Annotated in this window: 17 protein-coding genes; 5 read left to right on the top strand and 12 right to left on the bottom strand. The window is 60.4% G+C overall.

All coding sequences use genetic code 11. The features are described from left to right. The first annotated feature begins 485 nt into the window (after positions 1 to 485). The gene (locus EYS21_RS16995) at positions 486 to 1,565 is read left to right on the top strand and encodes a hypothetical protein (protein ID WP_131134412.1); all 1,080 of its coding nucleotides are present in this window, start codon (positions 486 to 488) and stop codon (positions 1,563 to 1,565) included. Between the two features lie 129 nt (positions 1,566 to 1,694). Here EYS21_RS16995 and EYS21_RS16990 read toward each other — a convergent pair whose 3' ends face one another. Beyond that, entirely contained in the window at positions 1,695 to 2,270 is a 576-nt protein-coding gene (locus EYS21_RS16990) for a hypothetical protein (RefSeq protein ID WP_131134411.1), read from the bottom strand. A 797-nt stretch (positions 2,271 to 3,067) separates the two neighbouring features. On the opposite strand from EYS21_RS16990, the gene EYS21_RS16985 reads away from it, so the two are divergent. The 4 genes from EYS21_RS16985 to EYS21_RS16965 all read left to right on the top strand — a co-directional run bounded on the left by EYS21_RS16985 (position 3,068) and on the right by EYS21_RS16965 (position 8,405). Beyond that, positions 3,068 to 4,099: a DUF4192 domain-containing protein gene (locus EYS21_RS16985; RefSeq protein WP_131134410.1), complete on the top strand. Its 1,032-nt coding sequence runs from the start codon at positions 3,068 to 3,070 to the stop codon at positions 4,097 to 4,099. An 833-nt stretch (positions 4,100 to 4,932) separates the two neighbouring features. Further along, a complete protein-coding gene (locus EYS21_RS16975) occupies positions 4,933 to 5,286 on the top strand; it encodes an SMR family transporter (protein WP_165478342.1) in 354 nt (117 codons plus the stop codon). Next, positions 5,283 to 5,612, top strand: coding sequence for an SMR family transporter (locus EYS21_RS16970; RefSeq protein ID WP_131134408.1), 330 nt, complete (start codon positions 5,283 to 5,285; stop codon positions 5,610 to 5,612). The genes EYS21_RS16975 and EYS21_RS16970 overlap by 4 nt, the downstream gene beginning before the upstream one ends. A gap of 645 nt (positions 5,613 to 6,257) precedes the next feature. Further along, positions 6,258 to 8,405: a glycogen debranching N-terminal domain-containing protein gene (locus EYS21_RS16965; protein WP_131134407.1), complete on the top strand. Its 2,148-nt coding sequence runs from the start codon at positions 6,258 to 6,260 to the stop codon at positions 8,403 to 8,405. Positions 8,406 to 8,416: 11 nt separating this feature from the next. On the opposite strand, the gene EYS21_RS16960 is transcribed toward EYS21_RS16965, so the two are convergent. The 11 genes from EYS21_RS16960 to EYS21_RS16905 all read right to left on the bottom strand — a co-directional run bounded on the left by EYS21_RS16960 (position 8,417) and on the right by EYS21_RS16905 (position 23,376). Then, positions 8,417 to 9,880 carry an APC family permease gene (locus EYS21_RS16960; RefSeq protein WP_131134406.1) on the bottom strand — a complete coding sequence of 488 codons (1,464 nt, stop codon included), beginning with the start codon at positions 9,878 to 9,880 and terminating at the stop codon, positions 8,417 to 8,419. Positions 9,881 to 9,965: 85 nt separating this feature from the next. Continuing rightward, on the bottom strand, positions 9,966 to 10,631 hold the full coding sequence (locus EYS21_RS16955) for a TetR/AcrR family transcriptional regulator (RefSeq protein ID WP_131134405.1): 666 nt from the start codon (positions 10,629 to 10,631) through the stop codon (positions 9,966 to 9,968). A gap of 583 nt (positions 10,632 to 11,214) precedes the next feature. Further along, positions 11,215 to 11,409 (bottom strand): hypothetical protein, encoded by a 195-nt coding sequence (locus tag EYS21_RS16950; protein ID WP_131134404.1) that lies wholly within the window; start codon positions 11,407 to 11,409, stop codon positions 11,215 to 11,217. A gap of 293 nt (positions 11,410 to 11,702) precedes the next feature. Next, complete coding sequence (locus tag EYS21_RS16940; protein ID WP_207307801.1) at positions 11,703 to 14,639, bottom strand: FAD-binding and (Fe-S)-binding domain-containing protein; 2,937 nt, start codon at positions 14,637 to 14,639, stop codon at positions 11,703 to 11,705. A gap of 134 nt (positions 14,640 to 14,773) precedes the next feature. Continuing rightward, positions 14,774 to 15,742: a sugar ABC transporter substrate-binding protein gene (locus tag EYS21_RS16935; protein WP_131134401.1), complete on the bottom strand. Its 969-nt coding sequence runs from the start codon at positions 15,740 to 15,742 to the stop codon at positions 14,774 to 14,776. A 68-nt stretch (positions 15,743 to 15,810) separates the two neighbouring features. Then, entirely contained in the window at positions 15,811 to 16,809 is a 999-nt protein-coding gene (locus tag EYS21_RS16930; RefSeq protein WP_242633464.1) for an ABC transporter permease, read from the bottom strand. Beyond that, positions 16,806 to 17,690 (bottom strand): ATP-binding cassette domain-containing protein, encoded by an 885-nt coding sequence (locus tag EYS21_RS16925; protein WP_165478341.1) that lies wholly within the window; start codon positions 17,688 to 17,690, stop codon positions 16,806 to 16,808. The genes EYS21_RS16930 and EYS21_RS16925 overlap by 4 nt, the downstream gene beginning before the upstream one ends. 314 nt (positions 17,691 to 18,004) lie before the next feature. After that, positions 18,005 to 19,015 (bottom strand): inositol 2-dehydrogenase, encoded by a 1,011-nt coding sequence (iolG, locus tag EYS21_RS16920; RefSeq protein WP_131134399.1) that lies wholly within the window; start codon positions 19,013 to 19,015, stop codon positions 18,005 to 18,007. Positions 19,016 to 19,040: 25 nt separating this feature from the next. Then, a complete protein-coding gene (locus EYS21_RS16915; RefSeq protein ID WP_131134398.1) occupies positions 19,041 to 20,501 on the bottom strand; it encodes an APC family permease in 1,461 nt (486 codons plus the stop codon). Between the two features lie 32 nt (positions 20,502 to 20,533). Continuing rightward, positions 20,534 to 21,547, bottom strand: coding sequence for a D-2-hydroxyacid dehydrogenase (locus EYS21_RS16910; protein WP_131134397.1), 1,014 nt, complete (start codon positions 21,545 to 21,547; stop codon positions 20,534 to 20,536). A gap of 68 nt (positions 21,548 to 21,615) precedes the next feature. Continuing rightward, positions 21,616 to 23,376, bottom strand: a complete 1,761-nt coding sequence (locus EYS21_RS16905) for an IlvD/Edd family dehydratase (RefSeq protein ID WP_165478340.1) — start codon at positions 23,374 to 23,376, stop codon at positions 21,616 to 21,618. Positions 23,377 to 23,410 lie beyond the last annotated feature (34 nt).

Raw genomic sequence — 23,410 nt, 5'->3', positions numbered from 1 at the left:
TCATTGCCCCCGTAATCTCAAGGTGGCCTCGCTACTCCGTGCCGCACTCACTGCGTCGCCAGTGGACCCCAGAAACAGCCGTCGTGGCATACTTCATCCCACTGCCTGAGCCTCTGGACGTTCCGCACTTATACGAGGTGCCGATAGCTGAGGTATTGGATCCAAGAGACAAATCACCGTCTGTGTCTATGGGGAAGCGTCAAGGCCTGGAAAGTGTGTTCCGTACGCAGGTGCGATTCCACCAATCCGAACACAAAACTCCAGATACAGCTCTCGCCGCCGTCATGGACACGTTAGGCGGAAGAGGGAAGGAGCGTACATCGTCTTTTCACAGGCCCCGAAGCGTCACCGTCGCCGAGATCACGGGACCGCTAGCACTAGCGGATGAGGATGGACTGTCAACCGGCTTCGACAATGCACTCAGTATCCTGCGCTCATTTCAGAGGTCGCACCACATAGTCACAACGAGACCTCTTAGTCTCGTAGTGAGAAAGAGCCTTCCGGCGATCCTCCCCGTCGTGCTTTCCTCCGGTGAGATATTCGCGAAACCTGAGATGACTATGTTCGTGGCGAACCAGGACGAGCAGTATGCAAGTAGTTTTCGGGGTCCCGAGCTGCCCCAGGAAAAGATCAAACAGTTAAGCCAAGCGTTCAACGATTATTCCCCTAATCTGTTCACGGCGTTCAGTGACATGCGACGAGAAGCACGTATGGCATACGCGTGTGGCAAGAACCTGTCGGCCATCATATTGGCCGGCGCCGCCGCGGAGGCGCTGCTGGTCGAGATCATGCTCCTAATGATGTGGGAGGAAGATTTGGACAGCGCTGCTGTGGCGAAAATTTTAGATACTAAAGATACGGTCACCAAGAAAGTGACCTCACAGTTCGCCGGCCGATTGGGGGGCCAGTGGAACACCAAACAACCAGGGCCTATTCGTAACTGGCGGGTCAATCTAGCTGATCTGCGCAATAGGGCCGTGCATGGGGGCCACACCCCTGATGATCGAATGATACAAGCTGCCTTTGAAAGCCTGGAAGCGCTTGAGCAATACATCGGCGATCGGTTAGCCGCTAATATGCGGGAGTATCCGGCGACCACTCAGATTTTCCTCGGCGCCGAGGGCCTCGCGCGCAGGGGTAAAATTACCGCGTTCCAACAGGCAGTCAGGCAAGACAACTCGTACCTCCCGCCGGCGCCCGGCCAGTATTTTCGACGCTGGAACGAAGAGGTAACCCGTATCAGAGCCGGCTGCCACGTTGGAAGCGCAGAGAACGCGGACCTTTTCCTAGTCAGGTACCCCAATGGACTTCATCTCTGGTTCCTACAAGACAACGACAGCGGACTCGCCGCGCAAGTAGCTCCTCCCGTGCTGGAAGAAAAGCTAGCCGCACAAGTTGCCAAACTGATGTCCGAACCGCCTCCACCAATGCCGATGTCCACAGTAATTCGCCCCCACCGTGTTGCCCCGGGAGCTTCGCTGATGTGGCAGACTATCGGTGAACTAAACCCAGCCCATCCATATCGTCGCTGGCAAGTCTGCCTGATCCCACCTCGGCTTGCCTGATTCCGTGCAAGGTGCGAAACTTCCGGACTTATGTAGCGCGTTTGATTTACACCGAAGACTTCGCCAACCGAACTCCCAAGGCTTAGAGGCTCACATACGGGCACTGACTGATGGCAGGCTTTGACTGGTCTAATCATCCTGGCCACAAAGAGTTTTCGATTTTTGGATTTCTACCTTCCGCGGCAGCCATTTCCGGGTTCTTACCAGCCGGACTATGACTTCGGAGTGAGCCAGGTTGTCCTCAAGTATCTGCGCCATGCGAAGAAGGCGGCCAGGGCTGAGATCCGCCCCAGCTATTTCAAAGACGATCCTTCGGGACTGAGAGGAATCTTCGGGTGCCTCATACCAATCGGAGACGCCGCCAAAGATGAACTGGCGATTCGGAAACTTCTCCTCCAGATGGCTAAGCAACCCAGGGAGGACAGCAATAATGCCCACGAGCAAGCCTGCGTCCGGTAGCGGCACCGCTCCACCCTGATGTTTGGCGGAAAACTGAATCCACACAGGCGGCAAGCGCGTATTAAGCTTTGCCTGCTGTTTCTTTCTTATTGCGTCTACCGCCCAACGCGCCGCGGCTCCTAAGGCCTTTACCGCAGTGACGATCATACCGGCAGTCACTTTGTATTCGATGAACCCTCCCCCACCAAGTCCAGTCGGCTGGGTGACTTCTATGACAAACCCCGAGTTGCGCATGTATTCAGCCACTGTCGCTGTGAGGCCATCATCGTTTCGACGTCCGAAACGGTCGAGGGTAGCCGAAGACACACTCAGCTCTGAGGAATAAGCGTGAGGGAACTCAGGGATAGTAGCCATGGTTTCTAAGGACTCCGCTTCTTTTCAAGGCGCCCATTGCCCGGCGGCCCCGGCCATCCTATATGAACCCTCAGTACGCGTCGCTGTATAGGAGCCTCAGAGAGACATGTACATGGCCGCGGCCGAGTTGGGGAATGTGTGAGGGCTCAGCCACGCAGGACAGCCCCGGAGTCATCCCGGAACTCAGCAACCTCCGTTCCGTGGACGAGAGATTTTGACGCCGGCACCGACACAGACGCGTGACGGTGTTTACTCAAGTGCGGGCGGGGACTCTGCGGTGTCCATCTCAAGTTGCATCAGATATGCATGGCCCCGTCTTACGTCCCCTGCCGATAACGGCGCGTATGTCGCGTCTTCGACCAGCCCCCTCTCCTATAGGCATCTGACTGTCTGGGCTAACCAAGCCCGTGCACTCTGACGCCCATGTGCGCGATCGGTGGGATCAACCTGCAAAGCAGCACCACTGTCCCTGGCTGGACCTGTTACTGCGGGATGAAGTTTGGGACGTCAACGGTCATGGTGCCGCGGCTATGGATCCGCATGAATTACCAGATGCATCTCTGCCGTAGGGCCTTCTAAATAGCCGAACGCTCGCTGAGCCTATTGGTTGCGCCGCGATCGGCACGGTGGTCCCCTCGAGCGGTATCCACTGCGAGTCACGTGAGACAACACATAAGGGAGACAGGACAATGAATGCGCTCACCATCAAGGACCCCGCCGACCTGCTCAGCTTCATCGGCCACACCCTAGGATTCTGGCCCCAAGAAAGCCTCGTCTGCATCACCCTCGACATGGACAAAGTCGGCGCCACACTCCGCATCGACCTCCCCAAGCAACCAGGCTACGAGGTCCACTTCGCCCGCACCGTCGCCGCCTACCTCACCACGGACGAACGAGCGACATGCATCGTCTTTGCCCTCTACACGACCCAACCGCCAGAGCCCGGCGAGGCCAGGCCGCACCGGGCCACGATCGCAGCCCTCACTGGCGTCCTCGCCCAGGAAGGCATCACCATCCGCGACGGCATCTACGTCACCGACAGTGCGTACTCCCCCTACGACACCCCACCCGGGCCCGACATCGCCATCCCCCTCAGCGCCACCGAATACTCCCAAGTTAACGCCGAATTCATCTACCGCGGCAGCACCATCGCAGCTTCGAACCAGGTGACCCTCCCGGTGGCGACCGACAAGCAAGAACACGCGGCCGCCGTCGAACACCACATGGAAACGATCGTCAACGGGTCACCAACTGAAGCGGCCCGTGACGCACGCCAGCTCTGGACCACAATGCTGGAGACCAAGGACTACCCCACCGACGACAGCGTCCTGAAGCTCATCGCCTACTACCAATTCCCCCACATCCGCGACCGGCTCATGGCAGACATCCCCGGCATCGACGAACCACCCGAACACATCCTCTTCGCCCAAACCACCACGGCACCGAACTGGTCTCGGATCGAATGGGCCAAACAACTCCTCACCCACACCTACACCCTCACAGCCCCACAACACGCAGCACCCATCCTCACCACCATCGGCTATATCAACTGGTGGGAAGGTAGAGGATCCAAAGCCCATCAATACCTCCAACTCGCACTCGACACCAATCCCGGCTACCGCTTCGCACGCCTCACCGACCACATGCTGGGCGCCGGCATCATCGCAGGCTGGAACACCAACAAAAACACCGCCTACCGAAACGGCTTCAACTTGCCATGACTGCTGCCCTCGCAAGCCAGCTTGACGGAAGAACGCTTATCGGTGTCACCGGCAGGCCATGATGAGATCCAGTTCTCCAGGCCCGTGGTGGTTCGGCTCATTCGAGGTCAGCGACGACATCTACAGCCGCGTCGACTCAATACCTTCGCGCGATCGAAACCGGCTCGCTCCACATCGTTGTCACGCGCACGTATGCGCCACGATGAGGGTGCAGTTTATGGAAGCCACTAGGACGAACTCACCACCTACGTCAGACAAACTTTACCTTCCGGATGGTAAAGTTTGGATGTGCGAGAAAGCCAACGCCCCCGAATCCTTGACGCAGGCCTACGCGTAGCCGGCTCGGACCAAGGTGCCACCATCACCCTTGAGCGGGTTGCCAGCGAAGCCGGGCTAACCAAGCCTGGCCTGATGTACCACTTTCCAAACCGTGAAGCACTCATGGTGGCCTTGGTCGAACATGCCGCCCACCAACTCCGGCGAAGAATGATTGACCTCCTTGGCACGAGCCCGGAGACGGCAACGGTAGCTGACCGGTACCGGGCCTACATTCAGGCTGCGGCCCAGGGGGAAAACATGCGCGCGGAATGGGCGCTTTGGTTTCAGTCCGCTTATTGGCCTGAGCTGCAAGCGGCCTGGACTGGCCCACTTGAGCCTTGGTTGTCGCTGCCCGAGGGTATGCCCCCTGGGCAGCGCAGCCGGCTCATGACCGCGCGCTTGGCTGCGGATGGCTTATGGGCCGCGCAAGCCAGCGGGGTACTTAGACCGAGCGCAGCCGATCGATCCGTCATTTTGGCGCAACTGATGGAGCTGACCCGGGGCGGAGAAGCAGAGTGAAGAAGTGGCTGGCACTCGGCGGTGCCATCCTGACAGAGGTGAGCGCTACCCTCGCCCTCAAAGCCGCCATGGAAACGCCAGGCTGGTACGTGCTGGTCGTCGTCGGCTACATCGCAGCATTCGGACTGCTGACAATATGCCTGCGCTTGGGCATGTCCATCAGTGTCGCTTACGGCGCCTGGGGCGCAGGTGGAGTAACCACCACGGCTATTTTGTCCGCTCTCATCTTTGACGAGACCCTTACTTGGCTGATGGGTCTTGGCATGCTGTGCATCCTCGCGGGCGTCGTAACAGTCGAGCTTGGATCGCAGAAAGCCAAGCGCGTCCAAGAAGCGAAAGATGCGACATGAGCTGGGTTTTCCTGAGCCTGGCCATCGTTACGGAAGTCAGCGCCACCATGTCCTTGCGGGCTTCGGAAGGACTGAAGAAGAAACTCTGGCTGATTCCCATAGTTGCCGGCTATTTCTCTGCTTTCGTCTTCCTTAGCCTGGCCTTGAGCGAAGGGCTTGCTCTTGGGGTGGGGTACGGAATCTGGGTAGCCTGCGGTGTGGCACTCACAGCAGTATCGGCCCGCATCTTCTTCAACGAACCACTGACGCCACTCATGGCCGTCGGGATAGTGCTCATCGGAGCCGGAGTTTTGGTGGTTGAAATCGGTGCGGGCCTCGCACACTGAACGCCGAAGCCACCAAGCAGGGAAGACTTGGCCGCGCCCACGACATCAGCTGCTAACGGGATTCCAGGCAAAAACAACCAGGCCGTTGGCAGGCTGCGTCATACGGCCCTATAAACATTCGCGCAACATCAGCCGTTTCCCGCGCTCCGGACCACGATGCACCTGATTCCTTGGACGCTGAGTTTCGAGACTTCGACTCAACAGCTCCACGGGAAGCCAAGTTTCGAGACTTCACAGTCCAGACCCCTTCCAGTACGATTCAACTCGAATTTTGTAGCCCTTCCGGCGTTGACTCAAACCTATGAGGCAAAGATTTCCTCTGTTGACATTCCGCATTTCCGGAACGTTAAAACCCTCGTACGGCCGATTCGGTAGATGGTTCATCCGGTCGATGGAATGTGTAGGGCAAGCCCAAGGAGTCACCCAAGCACTCCTTGGTACCTACGAACTCCCATGCACGATTGCGCTATCCCGCGCTACCCCGGAGACTGACCCACCAAACCCGTACTATGAGCCAGCTGAGGGCTGGTACCCGCGCGACGACAAGCGTAGCGTCAGAAATACTGACGACGAGGCATCAGATAGCACGGTGACAGCGGGCGTCCGTGAACAACCACTCCGATGTCGATCCTCAAAGGAGCCACAATGGCTGGGTGGAATGCTGACACGGCGGCCGGAGCATTGGGCGCGGCCGTCACGCTGGTGGAAGGATCCAACTTCTGCATCTCGCTAACCAACGGGGACATAGTTCCCGGCCTCCCGCATGGGCTTTTCTACGAAGACACACGCATCCTGTCCTGTTGGAAGCTCTCGGTGGATGGACAGCCCGTTGAGGCACTTGCCTCGGACGTCAAACAGCCCTACCGGGTTCTCTTTGCCGGTCGGGTACCACGCCGGGACGGGAGGGCAGACAGCCCGCTGGTCGTGGAACGACTACGCGAAGTGGACACTGGCATCACCGAGCAGATCACCGTCCGGAATTATTCTGGACTGCCCGCGGAATGTGTCATCGCGCTGGAGGTTGAGTCAGATTTTGCGGACCTCTTCGAAGTGAAGGAGGCGCGCGTGCAGCGCACGTGGCAGGAAACCAGGCAAGTGGAGGCCCACTCGCTGATCATCCGGGCAACGTGGCAGGAAATTACCAAGGGCGTTAATATCGACGGTGGCCCCGCCGCAGTGGTGACACCAGAGGCTGTCACGTACAGGACGACAGTTCCTCCGCACGGACAATGGAACGCGCAGCTTAGGGTGGCGCCGTGGGGCGTGGAAGGCACTCTGCCCCGTGTGCACTTGGACAAAGAGACCCTCTCGCCAAGCGACCGTCGCAGGCAGGAGTGGGTGGGCAAAATCCCCCTGGTGCACATGGGCAATCGGTCCATCGAACGAACACTTCGGCGCAGCTACGAAGATTTGGGGGCATTGCGGATCGAGGACCCTAAGCATCCCGAGCGCGTGGTCGTTGCCGCGGGGGCGCCGTGGTTCATGGCACTCTTCGGGCGGGACTCTCTCTGGGCCTCGACAATGGCACTCCCTGTCGATCCCTCTTTGGCACTGGGTACTTTACAAACGCTAGCGGACCTGCAAGGAAGTGTCGTAGATCCCCTGAGCGAGGAAGAACCCGGAAAGATCCTTCACGAGGTACGTCTGGACGTGTCCAGTGGCCTTGCACTTGGCGGAAAGTCGGCGTATTACGGGAGCGTCGATGCTACGCCGCTATTTCTGATGGTGTTGGGCGAAGTCAGCCGATGGGGTTTCGCTAAAGAGACCATCGCTGACCTGCAGCCCCATGCGGACCGCGCCATGGACTGGATCTGGAATTACGGCGACAGGGATGGAGACGGCTTCGTCGAATACGCCCGCCTTAACGATAGAGGCCTCATCAACCAAGGATGGAAAGACTCATGGGACGGCATTAACTTCGCCGACGGAACCCTGGCCGAAGCCCCAATAGCGCTGAGCGAGGTGCAGGGCTATGTTTACAGCGCATGTTTAGCATCGGCTTGGATGGCGCATGAGGTCGGCGACGAGGCCAAAGCGGCCCAACTCCGCGCTCGCGCGCTCCGCCTGAAGCAGCAGTTCAATGACCGGTTTTGGTTGCCGGACAAGGGCTACTTTGCAATCGCCCTGGACGGCCACAAGCGCCCGGTCGATGCCTGCGCCTCCAACATGGGACACTGTCTGGCCACCGGCATCGTCGACGACGACAAGGCACCCAGCGTAGTAGAGCATCTGATGTCCGATCGAATGTTCAGCGGCTGGGGGGTGCGTACCCTGGCTGACGACATGGACGCTTATAACCCCGTCAGCTACCATAACGGATCTGTCTGGCCGCACGACAACGCCATTATCCAGGTGGGCCTTATGCGCTATGGCTTCGTGGAGGAAGCACAGCGTATCTCGACGGCTCTACTGGAGGCTGCCGAGTTCTCGGATGGTCGGCTGCCAGAATTGTTCTGTGGCTTCAGTCGCGAGGCGTTCTCAGCTCCCGTGCCCTACCCCACTGCCTGCTCGCCCCAGGCGTGGGCCGCCACCACACCCATAATGCTGGTGTCCACTCTCATGCGGTACGATCCCGATGTATCCCAGGGTGGCATTTGGATGGACCCTGTCCTTCCGGAAAGTTACGGCGATTTGCACATCGCCAACGCGCCGATCGGTGAGGGCAGGATCAATATCAACATTTCCGGCTCATCGGTTTCCGTAGACGGGCTGCCGGAGGGAATGGTCTTCCACCGCGGATACCTGCCATGGGTAGGCGATCTCATGCAAGGTGACCCGGATCGGGATCTATAAAGGAGTTCGAATCAGTCGATCTTCTGCCGGCCCAGCCGCGCGTAGATGTCGGGACGCTTTGTACGCAGGAAAAAGGCGTAGACGATTCCGCCGAAGAAAAGCGCGAAGGTGAACGTCATGAAGATGACTGTCAGCACCGCCGATCCACCTATGAGCTCCGGGTAGTTGGCGATTGCCAGGTAGGTGATGGCTCCAAGGAACAGAACGCTGATGAAAGGTGCGACGACCGTCTTCCACAACGATTCCGGAGCGAAGCCGCGGCGGCGTATGAAGTACACCAGGACAGCGAAGCTCGTAATGAACATCAGGAGCAGCACCGCAAACGTGCCACTGCCGCTTGCAATCGGATACAACACCTCCGGAGCCACCCCGATGACTGTAAACAGCACGATTGCTACCGCCCACACAATACCTACGGCCAATGCCGACGCGTACGGCGACTTGTGCTTTGGATGCACCCGGGCCAGGAAAGAAGGCAGAGCGTGGTCCGAGGCCAGCGCGAAGCTGTACCTGGCGGCAATGTTCTGGATGGAGAGCATGCAAGCCAAAACCGACGTGATGAGCAGAATGACTGCGATATCGGCGAAGATCCGTCCCATAAGGCCGACGAGTGCGTCATTGAAAAGATTCACCGTGTTGTTCGCTGCCTCGGACTGAATCTTGTCGGCACCGAAGAAGGCGATGAAGGCCCACGCTGCCACTGCATAGAAGATGCCGATGCCAGCCACGGCCAGATACGTGGCGCGAGAGATGGTCTTGTCGGGGTTCTTGACCTCGTCCCGGTAGATAACAGTGGCTTCGAACCCGAAGAAGTTGCCAACGGCGAAAAGCAGTGCCAGGCCAAGGGTTGCGTCAGTGATGGACGGCAGAGCGAACCCTGCACTCTGCACTGCCCCCAGTCCGTTGGCCGAGAACGAAACGACGTCAAACACCACGATGATCGCCACTTCAAGCAGCATCACGATGGTCAGCAGTTTGGCCGACAGATCAATGCGGTTGTAGGCCAGCAGAGTAGTTACGGCAGTAATGGCCAGCGCGTACCAGTACCAAGGGATGTCTGGACCGCCGAGGGTGTTAAGAACGAACCCCTGAAGCGTTACCCCGAAGAACGATGGCGCGAAGAATCCGATGAAAATGTAGCCAAATAGGGCCAGGAAAGCGCCACCGAGGCCGGCCGGCTTGCCCAGTCCAGCTGTGACGAAGGAGTAGAAGCCGCCCGGGCCCTGGACGCTTCGGCTCATCTTGACAAATCCCACCGAGAAGATCAGGAGCATGAGCGTCACGAGCAAGTAGATGGCAGGTGCGGTTTGCCCGCTGAACATCAGCAGGACCGGGAGCGTTCCCGCCACTGTAGCCAGAGGTGAAGAGAAAGCGAGCACGTTCATCACGAGTTCGCCCACTCCCATGTTGCCGCTGAGCCGGTTCTCCCGGGTCTGAAGCGATACCTTTGGTGCCTCGAGCGTGGTGTTGTTCATGTAATCCTCATCACTGAATATTGAGTTCTGAATCACAGTATCGACCGGGCAGGAAAGGGTGTTGTGTCATGTTGGGACAGCCCGGCTATGCCCCCGCCGGGGTTCGGGTCCCCGCCTCAAGCAAGGATCGGCTGAGGGCCACCCCGTAGTCCGTCAGGCTTTCCAGATGCGCCACCGTGCCGTCCCAAGCGGACCAGTGGGCGGCCCCGTCGAGCAGCGTAAAAATGGCTTGGATTGTTTGCCGCGTGACGGCGAGCCCCATTTCTTCGGCCGCAGCGGTATACATCTCCTCGTGCAGGCTCTGCCAAAAGGCCAGCTCTTCACGCAGTTCTTGACCTAGGAACCCTGCCACCTTGTCCGAAGCAACCAGAAGATTCCAAAGATCAGCTTCGGGCGTGCTCACCTGCTGGGCGACATGGAAACGGACAAGGGCCGCCCAGTAGTCGCCCGCACACGGAGATTCTTGCACTGCATCAAGGAGGTCACGGGCGAATCCGTGGGTAAACCAAAGGAGGGACTCGGCCACGATCTGGTCCTTGCCCTTCGGAAAACTGGAATAGAGGCTTGGCGCCTTCAGGCCCAGCTCGCGGCCCAGCGTACGCATGCTCACTGAGTTGTAACCATTGGTGGCGGCCAGCCGGAGGAAGGCTACGAGGATCCGCTTCCTTGCGGGCGTCTGCGCCGCCCAGTCACGCTTGGCTAGGAATTCCCGGACAGCAGCGTTCGCCTGCTCACGCGGAGATGGACTCATTTCATCCTCAAAAGGGTCGTAACGGAATGAGTCTAACTAACAGTCGTTAGGTTGAGAAGACCTAAACCACACCGAGTCACCTTTGCCTATGAGGCAGTCGGCAAAGCACTGCGGTACCCGTCCCACTACGAGGTCATCCGTGTACCCGTCGCAGCTGGTGAGAGTCACGCCGAGGACAGAAAGGGTAAGGGAGCCCTGAGGGACCGCTTTGATCCGTCTGCCGGCGTAGGCCATTTGGTGCCAATGCCTCCCCCACGGAATCTCTATCAGGGCGGAGGCCGCGGGCGCAGCGAACGACCTGACGGTGTGCTTGGTCCTGCACAGGCGCCTGATCAAAGTTCGCGGTGGCATATCGAGAAGCAGGGAAGCCGTAGCCAGGTCCGGCCCCGCGAAACCGCCGAAGTCGACAGGCAACACGTAGGAAGTTGGCGAGGCCTCCCAGGCCCCGGACGCCGCTTGCGGCGAAACTGCCCTGACCGCGGATCCATGAATGCCCAACTCTGCCTCCTGGCGTAAAGGAAGCGGGCCGTAGCGCTTGGACACAGTGCCAGGAACAAACGCTACGGACCCGCGGCTTGAGGGGCTAGGTGCCCGGCGTTGGCCACGGCGAGGCGTCGCTGTCGCGGCCTCCTGCCATGTCCTGGAGGAGACGGTGAACGAGTTTCCCGGAGCGCTTCAGCTGAAGGTCGGTCCGTTCACCGAGATCGGTTTCATTGAAGTGTGCCGATGCCCGCAACCATTCAACATGCCGTCCCTGCGCGAGCTTCCTGTTCATCATCGAGATCAACTCTCAAAAGTAATGGGGCTAGTGGGTCACTTCCAGCATCTGTCACGGGACCCCGAGGCAACCGTGTCAGTTTGAGACACGGCTCAACCGTCTACGCTGATGCCCACAGCGAAGATAAAGACCCCGCTGGCAGCCACCAGGAAAGCAGCAGCTCCCAAGGGAACAGCGTGGACGCCACGGAAGCTGGCCGTTACCCGGGGCCCGCGGGACGGTCCGGCTAAATGCCCGCCTGCCAAACGCAACCCCGCCGCCACCAGAATGAGGAAAATGCCGAGATACGCCACCTAGTTCTCCGTCCATCGGGCACTCAGGGGATCCAAGGCAATCGCCAGATGCTTGCTGAAGCGTTCCGGATCAATTTGCGAGACCTGCATGGCACAGCTGAAACCGTCGGTGAGGACAAGCCCGTCACTGCTCTCCAGCGCCGGCGCAATGGAGTGATCGGCCACCTTCATGGACATGTCGAAGTGCTCGGCCTCAAAGCCAAAGTTTCCGGCCACTCCACAGCACGAGGACGACTCCACAATGTTGGGTACTCCCCACGCCTCCAGGACCCGTTTTTGTGCGCCCGAACCGAAGACCGCATGCTCGTGACAATGGGTTTGCAGTACAGCGGTTTTGGGGGGAACGGCGGACGGCTTCCAGCCACGTTTGATAGCCTCATCGACAGCCACGGAGAACGAGCGGATCCGGGCAGCCACGCGCGCGGCTGCTGCACCGCCCACCATCTTGGGACCTTCGTCGCGGATGGTGGCCGCGCAGCTGGGTTCCAGGACCACGATGTCGCGGTCCGTGCCGTCGTCGAGCCTGCTGATCAACTTCGCCAGCCGCCGTCGTGCTCCATCGCGCTGTCCCGTGGAGATCCAGGTCAGTCCGCAGCAGGCGTCCGGTGTGCAGCCCACAGAACTGCCCGATGCGCGCAGCACCCGGGCAGCGGCCGGAACCACTTCGGGTCGGAAGGCGCGTGTGAAGCTGTCGATGAACAGCAGCACATCGGCATTGTCCGTGAACTGTGCCTCCCTCACTCGCCGCTGTATGCGGCCCGACACCGCAAAGGCCGGGAGCCGCCGTCGTGCGCTAATGCCCAACTTTTCGCCCATCCACCGGAACGGCCGGAAGCCGGTCCCCGCGTTGGCGATAGGCGCAATGTGCGTCAAAAGTGGTAGCCACCGCGGCAGCCAACCGATCGAATAGTGCGTAAAGGGTCGGATCCTGCCGCGGTAATGCTCATCCACCAGTTCCGACTTGGCCTCTGCGATATCCACCCCAGTGGGGCAGTCGGCCGAGCAGGCCTTGCAGGACAGGCACAGATCCAGCGCCTCCCTGACCTCCGGACTGGACCAGCCTCCGTGGCTGGTGCCTTTGGTGCGGGTAAGTTCCTGGAGGACCCTGGCGCGGCCTCGCGTCGAGTCCTTCTCGTCCTTGGTGGCACGGTAGCTGGGACACATGAAGCCGCCGGTGGTTGCACGGCAGCGACCCACTCCGATGCAGGCGTGAGTATTGCCGACGAAGGGGCTCGCCACCGGCAACAGGCTGCGGCCAGCTGAAGAAGGTACGACGGCGGCACCCGGCACCTCGGCCGGCTCACCGTACGCAGGACCCGGCTGGGGCACACCCTCAAGAGCCAGCGAAGCAGCGAAGGGCTCGGGGTTCACGATTATTCCAGGGTTGAGGACTCCGGCAGGATCCCAGAGGTGTTTGAACGCCTTGAAGATGGCTAGCATCGTGGGCGAATACATCACGTCCAGCAGTTCGCTGCGTGCCCGGCCGTCGCCATGTTCCCCCGAAAGCGAGCCGCCCTGGGCCACCACGAGTGCCGCTGCTTCGCGGGTGAAGTCCTCAAAGGACTCTCGGCCAGTGTCGCTTCGGAGGTCGTAGTCCAGGCGCATATGCACGCAGCCCGCACCGAAATGCCCGTACATGAAGGCTGTGTAGCCGTACTTCTGCACCAGGGGCAGAAGTTCCGCGAGGTAGTCAGCCAGGCGCTCAGGAGCAACGGCGGAATCCTCCCAGCCGGGCCAGGTCTGGACTCCGTCGATCCTGCGCGAGGAAAGCCCGGCGCCGTCTTCGCGGACCCGCCACAGCTTGGCCCGTTCTGTCGGCTCGGTGACGATCCCGTGGTCCACAACGCGGCCATCGGCGTTGAGTTTCTCTAGCAGTTGTTCGCAGTCAGCGGCGGCTTGTTCCATGGTGTCCGCCGGGAACTCGACCATCAGGAACGCCTTGCCCTGCGGGAGTGAGTCCACGCTGGCGGCACCCCGGCGGTGGCGCATGATGTCCACAATAGAGGCGTCCAGCCCCTCAATGGCGCTGGGCTTGGCAGCGAGGATTGTCATCACGTCACGGGCCGAGTCGATAGTATTCGCGTATCCGAGACACACCAAGGCCGTGGTTCGGGGCTTCGGGACCAATCCCACTTTTGCTCGCACCACCAAGGCGCACGTGCCTTCGCTGCCTGCCAAGGCGGCCGCCACATCCAGGCCGTTCTCCGGCAGGAGGTGCCCCAGGTGGTAGCCGGAGACCTGCCGGGGAATGTTTCCCAGCTCAACCCGCAGCGGGGCCAGGCTTGTTTGGGCCAGCTCCTTCAGGCCTGCCAGCAGTTCTGCGGCCCTGGCAACGGAGTGCTGGTCCCCCGTGTCCACGGCCCGGATGAAGCCACGTCCCGCATGCAGGTGGGCACCATCGGCCGTAACCAGTTCCACTTCCTGCACATGCTGGGTCATTCGTCCGTAGGCCACCGAGTGGTTGCCGCACGCGTCGTTGCCAATGGAGCCGCCGATCGTGGCCCGCGTCATCGAAGATGGGTCCGGGGCGAAGGTCAGCTCCCCACTACTCGTTTTCTCGACGTAAGAGCGCAGTTCGCCAAGGATCACGCCGGCGTCCGACCAAATCGCCCCCTTACTCTCGTCGAACGCGTCCACGTTCGTCAAGCGGCGCGAGAGGTCGATCACCAAAGACTCACCGATGGCGTTTCCCGCCATGGACGTTCCACCGCCGCGCGGGGTGATGGGGACGCCCAGGGCGGAACATTCGCGCACCACTTTCCTGACGTCGTCGACGCTGGCCGGAAAGACGACGGCGGCAGGCCGGACACGGTAGTTGGACGCATCGTAGGAGTACTCGGAGAGCCGTCGCGGAGAGTTATCCACCTCGATGCCTTGCCCGCGCAACACGGCCAGCACCTGCCCAACTTTCGTGTCTCCATCGTCACTATGGGGCATGTTCGCCTTCTCCAATTCGTAGTGGTCCGCTGGAATTTTAGGCAGGTGGTTACCCTGCCGGAGTGTGCCAAAACAGAACGGGCACAGTGGAGGGATCCACTGTGCCCGTTACTGAGTCCGTGTCCGGAGGAGAGTTACTTCAGGAACTCAGACAGGTTGTCCTTGGTGATGAGCGTGAACGGCAGCGTGTAGCGGTTGTCCACGTTTGCGCCGTTCAGGAAGTCAGTCACTACCTCAACGGCCTTGACGCCCTGTCCCGCGGAGTCCTGGCGGACCGTTGCGGACATGGTGCCCGCCTTGATGTCCTGCAACGCGGGATCGGTACCGTCGACGCCAACCACTGCCTTGAACTCCGCGGTGCGTCCCGCATCGGCAATGGCGGAAGCCGCACCGATGGCCATTTCGTCGTTGTTGGCCACAACCGCGTCAATCTGGCCGGACGGGAAGCGCTGAAGGGTGTCCTCCATGTTGCGCTTGGCGTCATCCCGGCTGCCCTTGGCCTGGAATTCGGCCACGATCTTGAAGTTCTTATTGATGGTCTTGTCGAAGCCGGACTTGCGGCGGTCGGTCCAGGATGCACCGTAGATGCCTGCCGCGAACACGAGGTTGCCGCCGTTGGGCATCATCTTGTTGAGGTATTCGGCCTGCATCTGGCCGGCCACGGTGTCATCCACGCCGATGTAGCTCTTGTAGCCGACGTCCGATCCGTCGGCGAACTCGGTAGACAAGATGAACAGCGGAATGTTGGCCGCAATGACCCGCTTGGCCGCGTTCTGGCTCGCATCGCCGTCCAGCGGCTGCATGATGACGGCGTCCACCTGACGGGTGAGGAGGTCCTCAACCTGGTTCAGTTCACTGCCGACATCCTTCTTGGAGTCGGTGATGTTGAGCTTGACGCCCTTTTCCTCCGCCGTCTTCTTCATGGCCTCGGTCATGTGGGCCAGGTCCGGGTCTTGCAGGTCAAGGACCACAACGCCGATGTTGTAGGTCTTGGCCGCCCCTCCGCTGCTGCTTGCGTTGCTGCTGCCGGCACACCCGGTGAGGGTGAGTGCTCCTGCAGCCATCATGGCGACCGCCGCGGCGATCTTACGTCGCATACCCATGGTTGTTCCTTTCAGTGGTTTGTGTCTGTGCGTTGGGAGATTGTTGTGATGCGTTGTTTGTTGCTGGGTCAGTCGGACTTCCAGCGGTTCAGTAGGACGGCGAGGACCAGGATCACGCCCTGTACGCCTTGCTGGAAGTAGGAGGAAACGCCCATCAGGTTCATACCGTTCATCACCACGCCCAGCAGAAGCACGCCGATGACGGTTCCTCGGATGGTGCCGACGCCGCCAAAGAGGCTCGTTCCGCCAATGACGACGGCGGCAATCACCTGGAGTTCGTAGCCGGTACCTGCCACCGGCGCGGCGCCGTCCAGACGCGCTGTGAGAACGAGTCCGCCAAGGGCGGCAGTGACGCCGCCAATGAGGTAGACGGTGAACAGTACGCGGCTGGTGGAGATGCCGACTTTCTTGGCCGATTCCTCATTGCCGCCCACAGCGTAGACATGGGAGCCGAATTTGGTTCGGCTCAGCACGAACTCGCAGATGATGGCGGCCACCAGGAAGATGATCACGGGTACCGGGACGGGCCCAATGAAGCCGGATCCCAGCCACTCGGCCGGTCCGCTCAGGCCGGAGACAACCTGCCCGTCTGTGATCACCAATGCTGCTGTGCGGGCTATGGCCATGGTGGCCAAAGTGGCCAGGAAGGGAAGGATGGCTCCCCAGACAACCATTGCCGCGCTCAGGAAACCGACCAACAGCCCGACGCCAAGCCCGGCGATCAGCGGGAGCCAAAAAGCGCCCCCGCTGGCAGGAGCGAGCAGGGCGAAGGTCATGCCGGCCAGACCGACTACGGAGCCCACCGACAGGTCGATGCCTGCCGTGATCATGATGAAGGTCATTCCCAGTGCGATCAGTCCGATGATGGAGGACTGCCTGACGACGTTCACGATGTTGTTCAGGGTAAGGAAGTTCGGCGCCGCTGCTGCGAGGAAGACCAGGATCACCACGAACAGGATGATGATTCCGTAATCGCCAATGAACCGCTTGACCTTCGTTGCGGTCAGGCCTTCCTTAAGCTCGGCAGGGCCCAGCTTGGTCTTCAGATTGTCCATGGTGATGCTCATAAGTCGCTCCCGTTCGTAGTACCGCGCACGGCCAAGGCATCAACGGTTTCCATTGATGAAGTGCTTCCGATTTTGCGGCGTTCCTCAGGGATGCCGCTGCCGGTGTCCACGTAGTCGTCCAGAGTGCCGTGGGAAATCAGGTGGGCCACTTGGGCTTCGGAAACCTCGCCCACGCGGAACCGCCCCACCACTTGCCCTTGGCGCATGACGGCGAAGCGGTCTGCCACTGCGAAGGCCTCGTCGAGGCGGTGGGTGATGATGATGACCGCGATGCCCAGGTCCTTGAGGCGCTGGGTTACTTCGATGAGCTTGTCCACCTTGGCCACCGACAGGTTTGCGGTGGGCTCGTCCATGATGATCAAGCGGGCGTCGAAGGCCAGGGCCCGTCCGATTGCCACGGCCTGCCGCTGGCCACCGGAGAGTCGCTTGACCTTCAGACGCGGGTTGATGGGAATGTCCAGGCGTTCCAGCACGCGCTTGGTCTCGGATTCCATCTTCTTCCTGTCGATGATCCTCAACAGCGGACCCAGGATGTTCTTCTGGGGCTCCCGGCCCAGGAAGATATTGGTCCGGACATCGAGGTTGTCTGCCAAGGCAAAGTCTTGGTAGACCATCTCGACGCCTTGGTCGCGCGAAGCGGAAGGGGTTGGGAACTCGGTCCGCTTCCCATCCAACTCAATCGAGCCGCGGTCAGGTTGGTAAACGCCCGTCAGCACTTTCATGAGCGTTGACTTGCCGGCGGCGTTGTCTCCAAGAAGTGCGAAGGTTTCGCCGGGCATGACATCGATGCTGACTCCGCGCAAAGCGGACACCGCCCCGAATGTCTTGTGTATGTCCTTGAGGGCGACTAGCGGAGCTGTCGCCGGTGGTGCGTCGGTCATCTCATCCTCGTTTGATAGGGCCATGCAAATGAACCGGTGAAACACCTTTGACAGATGGCCCATCAAACTACGTTGTTTGACTTTGCAGACTTGGGGTATTTCCAAGGAAGCCCCGCAGCTGCGTGACCCTTGCCACACTGTTTCACTTACTTGAACTTTGGCGGACCGGAGAATGCGGCAGATGTGCCACTTTGAAACACCGCCTTGCCTTGAATTGTTGCCGTGGGAAACAATTCACTTTCCTTAAAGGGCAAAGCCCGGTTCGGGCACGGATTGTTGCGAAAGAATCCGTGCCCGAACCGGGCAATTCAGGGTCAGGCCGAGAGGTCCACTGCTATTGCTCCCCCGGTCCGGGCGGATTTCTCCGCCCCGTCAGCCAGGATCAGGGCCGCACGGCCGTCCTCGAAGCCCGGACTCCGCGAGGGAAGTCCGCGAACAGCGCGCAGGAACTCTGCGACTTCAAGCCGATACGCCTCAGCGTAGCGCTCCAGGAAAAAGTTCTGGTACGGAGCAATTCCCTCCACGGACCTTGCGCCCCAATGCCGGACCAGGCTGTCGTTCTTGTTCGCTACGTGAAGCAAGCCGTCAGATCCGAAGGCTTCCATGCGTTGGTCATAGCCGTACGCGGAATGCCGCGAGTTGAAGATGGTCACAAGTTCATCCTTGGAACCCCGCAAGGTAACCACCGCCGAATCGAAGTCGCCCGCCTGCCGGATGCCATCGCTGAAGAGGTTCGCGCCCGCGGCCGACACCTCCACGATGTCCGGGATGAAGTAGCGGGCCATGTCCAGGTCGTGGATGGTCATGTCCCGGAAGATCCCACCGGACTGCGGGAGGTAGGCCGCAGGCGGCTCCCCCGGGTCCCGGCTGGTGATGATCAGTTGCTCCAAGGCCCCGATCTCGCCAGCCCCCACACGCCGTCTGAGCTCAACGAAATGCCTGTCGAAGCGCTTGTTGAAACCCAAAGCGATGGGAACGTCGGCAGCTGCCGCCTTGGCCCGGAGAGCATCGACCCGCGCAATCTCAAGGTCGATTGGCTTCTCGCACAGAACCGGGATCCCGGCGTCGATCGACTGTTCAATGAGGTCCACGTGAGTGGCCGTCGGAGAGGCGACAATAACGGCGTCGACTTCCCCGGAAGCAAAGACCTCTTCCGGATCGTCGCTCACGCGCCCACCGTATTCGGCGGCTGTTCGCTTGGCACCCTCTATAAATGGATCGCACACCCAGGCCAACGTTGCTTCTTCCAAGGTTGCCAAACTCATGGCGTGTACTTGACCGATCCTGCCGGTCCCGAACAGGCCCACTCTGATCTGTTGCGTCATTGCAGGTCTCCAGACGTTGAGATGTCTATTGGTCGATTTTTTGCCTGCCCAAGCGTGCATAAACTTCCGGACGCCTTGAACGCAGGACGTATGCGTAGATAATTCCGCCAATAAACAGGGTGAAAGTGAAGGACATGAAAATAGCCGTCATAAGGGCGGAACCGCCGATCAGCTCCGGGTAATTCGCGATCGCCAGGTAGGTGATCAACCCGAGGAAGATCACGCTCACTATCGGTGCCACGATCGTTTTCCACACGGGCTCAGGAGCGAATCCGCGGCGGCGGACGAAGTAGACCAGGACGGCGAAGCTCGTGATAAACATCAGCAACAGGACCGAGAAAGTGCCGCTTCCACTGGCGATCGGGTAAAGGGCTTCAGGAGCAACCCCTATTACGGTAAACAGGACGGTTGCTACGGCCCACAAGATGCCCACGGCCAGCGCTGAAACGTACGGCGACTTGTGCCGGGGGTGCACCCGGCCCAAGGCCTTGGGGAGTGCCCCATCAGCGGCCAGCGAGAAACTGTAACGGGCCGCGATGTTCTGGATCGAGAGCATCGAGGCCAGAATCGACGTAATCAGGAGGACCACACCAATGTCAGCGAAGATCTTGCCCACCAGCACCGTTGCGGAGTCGTTGAACAGGTTCACGGTGTTGGCCTTGGCCGCTTCCTGGACGTTATCCGCACCCAGGAACGCCGTGTAAGCCCACGCTGCGACTGCGTAGAACAGACCGATGCCCACCACGGCCAGGTAGGTTGCCCTGGGGATGGTCCGGTCCGGGTTCTTGACCTCGTCCCGGTAGATGACAGTGGCTTCAAAACCGAAGAAGTTACCGACGGCGAAAAGCAGCGCAAGGCCCAAGCCGGCGTCGGTAATCCGCGGCATGGAGAACCCAACGCCTTGGGACACGTCGCCCGAGGCGAACGCCGCAACATCGAAGATGATGACAACCGCTGACTCAAGCAGCATGACGACAGTCAGCACTTTCGCGGAAAGGTCGATCCGGTTGTACGCCAACATAGTGGTGATGACGATGATGCCCAGCCCGTACCAATACCACGGGATTTCCGGACCGCCCATGGTATTGACCACAAAGCTCTGCAGCGTGAGGGCGAACAGGGACGGCGCGAAGAATCCGATGAAGATGTAGCCCACCAGGGCCAAGAGCGCCCCGCCAAGCCCGGCCGGCTTTCCCAGCCCTGCGGTGACGAAGGAGTAGAAGCCACCTGGCGCCTCGACGCTCCGGCTCATCTTGACGAACCCCACCGAGAAGATCAGCAGCATCAGCGTCACCAGGAGATAAATCCCCGGAGCAGTGCGGCCGCTGAAAAGTAGCATTACGGGCAAGGTGCCGGCAACGGTGGTCAGCGGGGAAGAGAACGCGAGCACGTTCATCACGAGCTCGCCCACCCCCATATTTCCGCTGAGCTTGTTTTCCTGGGTCTGGGTAGGCGTTATTGGCTTGCCTTTTATTGAGCTAGACATGTAATCCTCGTCACGAAATTTAAAGTGCTGAATCACACTATCGACGCGGATTGTGGGAGTACTGTACCAGCTTGAGACAGCCCTTTTGGAGCAGTCCCGCCGAGCTTTTTCAGGTCCACGACGTCGCCCAGCGGCTGCCCTGTCTTCCACTGCTGCAGGTTCTTTGCAAAGCAGTCCACCACACGTCCGCGCCACCCGATCAGGTCACCGGAGGCATGGGGCGAAACCAGGATGTTGCTGCGGCTCCACAGCGGATTTTCGGCCGCCAAGGGTTCGTTCTCGAAAACGTCCAAGGCTGCCGCACCCAAGTGACCTGCGTCGATCGCATCGAGGAGGTCCTGCTCCACCACCACGGCCCCGCGGCCTACGTTGACCAACCGGGCACCGGCACGCATCTTATCGAACCGGGCGGCGTTGAACAGGCCGCGGGTCTCCTCCGTGAGGGGAACAGTCAGCACCACGTCCTGGGCCTTTCCAAGGAGCGCATCCAGCTCGTCGAAGGAGGCAATGGCGCCCAACTGCTTGTCCTCGCGGGCGGTCCGGCCCACCACCGACACCTCCATGCCCGCCGCGCGCAACAGCAATACAGTTTCGCGTCCCACCGGTCCCGGGCCGACCACCAGCACGTTGCGGCCCAGCAAGGGCTCGGTTTCCCGGTGCTGCCATGTCCGCGCCTGCTGCAGCTCGATGGTTCGCCGCAGATCCTTGGTGAACATCAACAGCACGCCAAGGACCCATTCCGCGATGGGCCTCTCGCACACGCCCCGTGAGTTGCTGACAACAATGTCGCTGTTGATGATCTCCTCGGTCATGAGGCTGTCGACGCCGATGCTGGAGGTGTGGATCCACCGCAACTGTCCCGGGCCAACGTCGCGCAGGAGCTTTGTCCGGAAATCGTTGAGGAACAGGATCTCCGTTCCCGGCAGCGCCGCCCGGAACTCGTCCGCCGTCCGGACCACCACCACCTCCGCTTCGTCCTTCAGACGTTCCACGGGTGGCACCGGCCGGCCCTCCTGGACGATGACAATCACTTTAGGTCGTGACATATTTTCTCCTTTTAAGGGGCGCTTCCGCAGGAGCGCCCCTAAAACTCGTGCTTAGTATCGGCGGCGGCCTACCAGCCGCCCTGCCAACCGCTCATCAGTCCGTACGGCAGCCGTTGCGGCTCTTCATCCGGCAAACCCTTGAGGAAGTCGAAGTCGCAGCCCTCATGTGCCTGGTTCACGTGGTCGATGAACAAGCGTCCGTAGCCGCGCCGGTATTTTGGCGCGGGGAGCTTGAGCTCGGCCAATCGGGCCTCGATCTCTTCGGCAGGGACGTCCAGGTCGAGGCGCTGATTTTCGACGTCCAGCACGATCGGATCGCCGTCGCGGACAATGGCCAGCGGACCGCCCACAGCAGCCTCCGGCGAAACATGCAGGACCGTGGTGCCGAAGGCCGTGCCACTCATTCGCGCATCGGAGATCCGGACAATGTCCCGGATGCCCCGGCGCAGCAGCCTCTCCGGAATGGGAAGCATGCCCCACTCGGGCATACCGGGAGCTCCTACGGGGCCGCTGTTGCGCAAGACCAGTACGGAGTCTTCCGTGATATCCAGATCTGGATCATCAATCCTGCGGCCGAGGTCGTAAATGTCCTCGAACACCACCGCCGACCCCTTGTGCTGCAGCAGGTCCTTGGAGGCTGCGCTTCTCTTGATCACGGCACCATTGGGTGCCAAGGAGCCACGGACGACGGCGATGCCACCTGAAGCGTCGAAGGGTTCTTGGAGGGTGCTGACTACGACACCGTCCGGCTCCGGTGCCGTCTTGTAGCCATCTTCAAGGGACTCACCCGTGACGGTGATGGCGTCCTTGTTCAGGAGTGGCGCCAGCTCCTTGAGTACCGTGGAGATGCCACCTACCTGGAACAGCTGCTGCACCAAGTATTCACCCGATGGGCGGACATTGACGATGCGAGGCGTGCGCTGCGAGATTTCGTGGAAGCGATCCAACGGCAGCTCGTAACCAACGCGCCTCGCTAGCGCCAGGAGATGCACGACGGCATTGGTGGAGCCACCTACAGCCATCAAGAGCGTGATGGCGTTATCAAAGGCTTCTTTGGTCAAGATTTCGCTGGGTTTCGGCCCCTGGGTCAGGGCCATTTCCACTGCCCTGCGTCCTGTGGCTTCGGCTGCTTGGGCGCGGCGCGCGTCCACTGCAGGGATTGAGGCAGTACCCGGCAGGCACATGCCCAGGGCTTCGACGAGGGATGTCATGGTGGAGGCAGTGCCCATCTCACTGCAGTGTCCGGCAGATGGTTTCGCTGCGGATTCAAGCTCGTCGAAGTCCGCCTCGGTGATCTTTCCTGCACGCAACTCATCTGCGTACTTCCAGGTGTCAGTGCCAACCCCGAGCTGTTTCCCCCGGAAGTGGGCGGGCTCCTGGGGGCCTCCCGTCAGCATGATGGTGGGAACATCCGCACTGGCGGCACCCATGAGCTGTGCTGGGACGGTTTTGTCACAGCCGCCCAGAAGCACGATGGCATCCAGCGGGTAGGCGCGGATGGACTCTTCAACGTCCATGGCCATCAGGTTCCGGAACTGCATGGCCGAAGGCTTCATCAAGCTCTCACCCAGGGAGATCGTCGGGAACTCCAGCGGCAGCCCGCCAGCCATGAGGACCCCGCGCTTCACGGCGTCGGCCAACAGTTTGAAGTGGATGTTGCAGTTGACCAGTTCCGACCAGGAGTTTGCTATGCCAATGACTGGCTTGTCTTTGAGGGCGAAGCGTGAGAAGCCTTCAGCCTGGATGGCGGTGCGGTGTACGAATCCGGTGAGGTCGTGTGGCGCGAACCATCGTGCGCTGCGGAGGTCGTTGTAGTTCGACTCGGACATATCTTTCAAGGCTCCTTGGCTTGTTTGTCTCTAT

Source organism: Arthrobacter sp. S39 (assembly GCF_004320525.1).
Taxonomy (GTDB): Bacteria; Actinomycetota; Actinomycetes; order Actinomycetales; family Micrococcaceae; genus Arthrobacter.
This window is presented reverse-complemented; position numbering and strand designations above follow the sequence as displayed.